The sequence below is a fragment of the uncultured Intestinimonas sp. genome, from assembly GCF_944387725.1.
In the GTDB taxonomy this organism is placed as follows: Bacteria; Bacillota; Clostridia; order Oscillospirales; family Oscillospiraceae; genus Intestinimonas.
The window spans coordinates 1-4,994 of record NZ_CALXGA010000097.1 but is presented as its reverse complement, the minus strand read 5'-3'; the positions used below and the strand labels follow the sequence as shown (position 1 = coordinate 4,994).

The following is a 4,994-nucleotide window of genomic DNA, read 5'->3' as shown; positions in this document are numbered from 1 at the left end:
TGATGCCGTCTGATTTCAAGCAAAAGTTGTAGAAAAGTTGTAGTTGTAAGCCCTTTTTACTACATCTTGTGCCGTCCTATTTCATCAGACACTATATATTGTGGAATTTTAGTCTAATGGCTTCATCGTGGGGAAAAGAATGACCTCGCGAATGGTGTCAGAGTTGGTCAGCAGCATGACACAGCGGTCAATGCCGATGCCCATGCCGCCGGTGGGGGGCATTCCGTACTCCAGGGCGGTGAGGAAGTCCTCATCCATCATGCCGGCCTCGTCGTCGCCCGCCTCCCGCAGGGCGAGTTCATGCTCAAAGCGCCCCCGCTGGTCAATGGGGTCGTTGAGCTCGGAAAACGCGTTGCCGAACTCGGCGCAGTTGATGAAGAACTCAAAGCGCTCCGTGAGCCGGGGGTCGGCGGGGGAGCGCTTGGTCAGAGGGGAGACCTCCACCGGGTACATGGTGATGAAGGTGGGCTGAATCAAGTGCTCCTCCACCTTCTGGTCGAAGCACTCGTACAGGGCCCGGCCCCAGGTCTGCTCCACGCCGTCCATGTCCACACCAGCATTCTTGGCGGCCTGTACCGCATCGGCATCGCTGGAAATGGCCATAAAGTCCACCCCAGTGTACTGCTTCACAGCCTCGGCCATGGTGAGCCGGGGCCAGCCCGGGGTCAGGTCGATCTGTCTGCCCATCCACTCCAGCTGGTAGCCGCCCAAGATGTCCTTGGCGGCGGAGGAGAGGAGCCCCTCGGCGATGTCCATCATGTCGTGGAAGTCGGCATAGGCCTGGTAAAGCTCCACAGAGGTAAACTCTGGGTTGTGCTTAGGGTCCATGCCCTCGTTGCGAAAAATGCGCCCGATCTCGTACACCCGCTCGAAGCCGCCCACAATGAGGCGCTTCAGGGGGAGCTCCGTGGCGATGCGCATGTACAGGTCAATGTCCAGGGTGTTGTGATGGGTGATGAAGGGCCGGGCGGTGGCGCCGCTGGAGATGGTGTTGAGGACAGGCGTCTCCACCTCCATGTAGCCCCGCTGGTCCAGGAACCGCCGGACATGCTGAATGAACTTGGTGCGGATTTCAAAGGTCCGGCGCACATCCTCATTCATAATAAGGTCCACATACCGCTGGCGGAACCGGGTCTCCTTGTCGGTGAGCCCGTGGAACTTCTCCGGAAGGGGAATGAGGGACTTGGCCAGGAGGGTGACCCCGTTGGCCTTGACGGAGATCTCTCCCCGCTTGGTCTTGAACACTTCCCCCTCGACACCCACAAGGTCGCCGATATCCAGCTTCTTAAAGCGGGCGAAGGGCTCCTCCCCCAGCTCGTCGATGCGGACATAGAGCTGAATGCGGCCCTTCTCATCCTGGAGGTCGCAGAACACCGCCTTGCCCATGCCGCGCTTGGACATCAGGCGGCCGGCCACGGAGAGCCGCTGTCCCTCCAGCGCTTCAAAGCCCTCCTTGATGTCGGCGCTGTGGTGGGTGACGGTGAAATGGGTGATCTGGAAGGGGTCCTGGCCTGCCTCCTGGAGCTCCTTCAGCTTGGCGCGGCGGATGAGCCGCTGTTCATTGAGGTCCTGCTGGCCGCCTGCCGGGCGATTGTCTTCTGTCATATTGCGGTATCCTCCTATCTCTATCCTGGACTGCGGCCCTACGCCTTCTGAACGTTCACAATCTGGTAGCGGAGGGTCCCCACCGGGGCCTCCACCACCACCTCCTCGCCGATGGACTTGCCCAGCAGCGCCTTGCCGAAAGGGGAGTCCTCGGAGATGCGCCCGTTCATGGGGTCGGCCTCCTGGGAGCCCACCACCTCGTAGACCTCCTCCTCGTTGTACTCCTTGTCCAGGACGGTGATCCTGCTGCCCAGCCGGACGGTGTTGCTGTTTTCGTCATATGCCTCCTCAATGACCACGCAGTTCTGGAGGATATTCTCCACCTCCGCCATCCGGGAGTAGAGCTTGCCCTGCTCGTTTTTGGCCTCGTCGTACTCGCTGTTCTCGCTCAGGTCGCCGAAGGAGCGGGCCTCCTTGATCTGGTCGGCCACTTCCTTCTCCCGGACCGTCTTGAGGTAGACCAGCTCCTCCTGAAGCTCCTTGAACCGTGCGGGGCTCAGCTTGTATTCTTTTGCCATCTCGACGCTTCCTTTCTGCTCTGCCACATAAAAAATGGGGCCTCCGCCCCCGAGCATGTGCTCTCCTGAAAGGGTAGAAACCATTCTTTTGCATTATTCAGTATTATATGAAGTTTGCCCCCCTCTGTCAAGAGTGGAAATGCGCTTTCGCACACCCGCACGTCCGGGCCCCGTCCCCGCCGGAAGCAAAAAGGCTGCAAAATCCGGCCTGTGCACCAGTCCAAATTTTGCAGCCTGCGGCTGTCACAGGGCGTCCCGCCCAATGCAGCTTTGTTTTCATCGGGGAGGCTTTGCGTCTCTGCCCCCTTACCGCCTCCGGCGGCGGCCGCTATAGCGGCTGCGCCGGCGGCCTGCCGGGCGGCTGCCGCCATACCTGCGGCGGCGGCCGAAGAGGAGCCAGCGCAGCACCAGCACCAGCACCACCGCCAGCAGGACGATCAGGGCCACCCGGACCCAGAGCAGGCTGAAAAAGCGCTGAATCTGGTCCACCCGGTAGAGGAGCTCTGAGCGCGCCACGCTGTCCACCGCCACCAGGTCTAGGGAGCCGTACACCGTGTCGCCGTTGGAGACAGTGACGGTCCCCACCACCTGCCCCCGCTCCACCGGGGCCGCCAGACTCTCGGCGCTGAATTCCGGGGTAATCTGGAAGTCAGCCGGGTCCAGGTCGTCGGGCAGGAGGGCCTCCAGGGTGCCGGAGGCCTGGGCGCCGACGCGGTCGGTCTCTCGGGAGAGGGTAACGGGGATGGTGCCGGCGAAGTAGGTGCTGTCCAGCAGGGTCTTGGTGGAGAAGCTGTTGAAGCCCCACTCCAGCAGCCGGATGGACTCGGAGAACTGGAGGCGGCTGGTGGTGCCGCCGGCCTGGACGGGGTTCTCCGCCCCCAGCACCACGCAGATAAGGTCCCGGCCGTCCTTGCTGGCGGCGGAGGCCAGGCAGTAGCCCGCCTCCGGGGTGGAGCCGGTTTTGATGCCGGTGGCGTATTCGTAGAGGTAGCGGGAGCCGTACTGCCAGGAGGAGATGAGGGCATTGGTGTCATAAATGGTCCGGGCCTCGTGGAACTCGGTGGCCGGCAAGTCGTGGCTCCGGGAGGAGGTGATGGTTCGGAAGGTCTCGTGCTCCATAGCCTCCCGGCACATGAGGTAGATATCGTAGGCGGTGGTGTAGTGGCCGGCGTCGTGGTAGCCGTGGGTGTTGGTGAAGTGGGTGCCCTCCATGCCCAGCTCCTGAGCCCGCTGGTTCATGCGTTCCACAAAGGCGTCGATGCTCCCCGCCGTCACCTGGGCCAGGGCGTTGCACGCCTCGTTGGCGGAGGGCAGCAGGACGCAGTAAAGCAGGTCCAGTACGCTCAGCTGCTCCCCCGCCCGGAGGTCGGCGCTGGATCCCCCCTCCCCAATGTCCTGGTAGAGGTCGTCGGTGAGGGTCACCACCTGGTCCAGGGAGATCTCCCCCCGGTCCACCGCCTCCAGGGCCAGCAGGGCGGTCATAACCTTGGTGATGCTGGCGGGGTAGCGCTGCTCCTGGGCGTTGTACTCGTAGAGGACCGCGCCGGTGTCCACGTCTACCAGGATGGCGGCGGCGGCCTCCACCTGCATACTGTTGAGGATTTCACTCTCCACCGGTTCCTTGGCCGTGGCGGCGGGGGAGGGGGTCTCCGTAACCGGCGGCGGGGTGGAGGAGGCCAGGGCGGCGGGACTGCCAAGCCCCGCCGTCAGGGCCAGGGCCAGAAGAAAGCTGCCGATGCGGCAAAGATATTTTTTCATAGGAAACTCCAGTCAAATATGTTATAATAATATCTGGTGAATCAAGCGCAGCCGTCAGGGGCTTGGTTCGGACACGCATTGGAAATCAGTGGATTTTGTCGAACGATTGGATCCCTGAGTACTATTATAACAAAGGAATTCCATCCGCGCAACCGGGCACAGGGGGTGTGTACCATAAAAATTTCAACGATGGAAAAGGTCCTGCTGGGGGTAACTGCCGCCTTTCTGCTGCTGGTCTGCGGCTATTTCTGGGGGACCCGCAGCACCGCCTCCCCCTACCGGGTGGATCAGCAGCTCCTGCTCCCGCCGGAGGAGAGCGCCCAGGCCGTCACTCCCAGCGCGCCGGTGCCCACCGGGAAGATCAACATCAACACCGCCACTGCGGAGGAGCTGGACACCCTGCCGGGCATTGGAGAGACCCGGGCCGCCGCCATTGTGGCCGATCGGGAGGCCAACGGGCCCTTCCGCATTGTGGAGGACCTCACCCGGGTCAGCGGCATTGGCGAAGGGACCCTGGAGGGGCTCATCGACTACATCACGGTGGAGTAGCAGATACTCCACCACAGGGTAACAGGAGGAGCCTATGGCGAAAATTTTAGTGGTAGACGACGAAAAGGTCCTGGTGAAGGGGATCAAGTTCAACCTGGAGCACGAGGGCTACCAGGTGGAGGCGGGCTATGACGGAGAGCAGGCGGTGGAGCTGGCCCGGGGGGGCGGCTTCGACCTTATCATCCTGGATCTCATGATGCCGCGCATCGACGGCCTCCAGGCCTGTATGCGCATCCGGGAGTTCTCCAACGTCCCCATCATCATGCTCACTGCCCGCAGTGAGGACACCGACAAGATCATCGGCTTTGAGTGCGGAGCCGACGACTATATCACCAAGCCCTTCAACATTTTGGAGCTCAAGGCCCGCATACGGGCCATGCTGCGCCGATCCGGCGCCGCCGGCCAGAAGGACAGGGCCAGCCGCCTCCAACAGGGCCACATCGTCCTGGACACCGACGAGCGCTCCGCCTTCCGGGACGGCGTCCCGGTGGACCTCACCGCCAAGGAGTTCGACCTGATGGAGCTGCTCATGCGCAACCCCGGCCGGGTCTACTCCCGGGAGAA

The 4,994-nt window shown here is 62.4% G+C and carries 5 protein-coding genes; 2 read left to right on the top strand and 3 right to left on the bottom strand.

Annotated elements, in window-relative coordinates; genetic code table 11:
- Positions 1–108 precede the first annotated feature (108 nt).
- From lysS to Q0K09_RS10275, 3 genes are all read right to left on the bottom strand, one after another.
- Positions 109–1,605 carry a lysine--tRNA ligase gene (lysS, locus tag Q0K09_RS10285; protein WP_294475942.1) on the bottom strand — a complete coding sequence of 499 codons (1,497 nt, stop codon included), beginning with the start codon at positions 1,603–1,605 and terminating at the stop codon, positions 109–111.
- A gap of 38 nt (positions 1,606–1,643) precedes the next feature.
- Positions 1,644–2,123 carry a transcription elongation factor GreA gene (gene greA, locus Q0K09_RS10280; protein ID WP_294475939.1) on the bottom strand — a complete coding sequence of 160 codons (480 nt, stop codon included), beginning with the start codon at positions 2,121–2,123 and terminating at the stop codon, positions 1,644–1,646.
- 306 nt (positions 2,124–2,429) lie between these two features.
- Entirely contained in the window at positions 2,430–3,881 is a 1,452-nt protein-coding gene (locus tag Q0K09_RS10275; protein ID WP_294475937.1) for a D-alanyl-D-alanine carboxypeptidase family protein, read from the bottom strand.
- A gap of 189 nt (positions 3,882–4,070) precedes the next feature.
- Here Q0K09_RS10275 and Q0K09_RS10270 point away from each other — a divergent pair, with 189 nt between their 5' ends.
- Both Q0K09_RS10270 and Q0K09_RS10265 read left to right on the top strand, forming a co-directional pair.
- The gene (locus tag Q0K09_RS10270; protein WP_294475936.1) at positions 4,071–4,430 is read left to right on the top strand and encodes a ComEA family DNA-binding protein; all 360 of its coding nucleotides are present in this window, start codon (positions 4,071–4,073) and stop codon (positions 4,428–4,430) included.
- 34 nt (positions 4,431–4,464) lie between these two features.
- On the top strand, positions 4,465–4,994 hold a 530-nt coding region (locus Q0K09_RS10265; RefSeq protein WP_294475933.1), incomplete at its 3' end, for a response regulator transcription factor.

Coding starts and splice junctions, on each gene's coding strand:
- Q0K09_RS10275 (WP_294475937.1), bottom strand. CDS start 3,881: ATGAAAAAATATCTTTGCCGCATCGGCAGCTTTCTTCTGGCCCTGGCC.
- greA (WP_294475939.1), bottom strand. CDS start 2,123: ATGGCAAAAGAATACAAGCTGAGCCCCGCACGGTTCAAGGAGCTTCAG.
- Q0K09_RS10270 (WP_294475936.1), top strand. CDS start 4,071: ATGGAAAAGGTCCTGCTGGGGGTAACTGCCGCCTTTCTGCTGCTGGTC.
- lysS (WP_294475942.1), bottom strand. CDS start 1,605: ATGACAGAAGACAATCGCCCGGCAGGCGGCCAGCAGGACCTCAATGAA.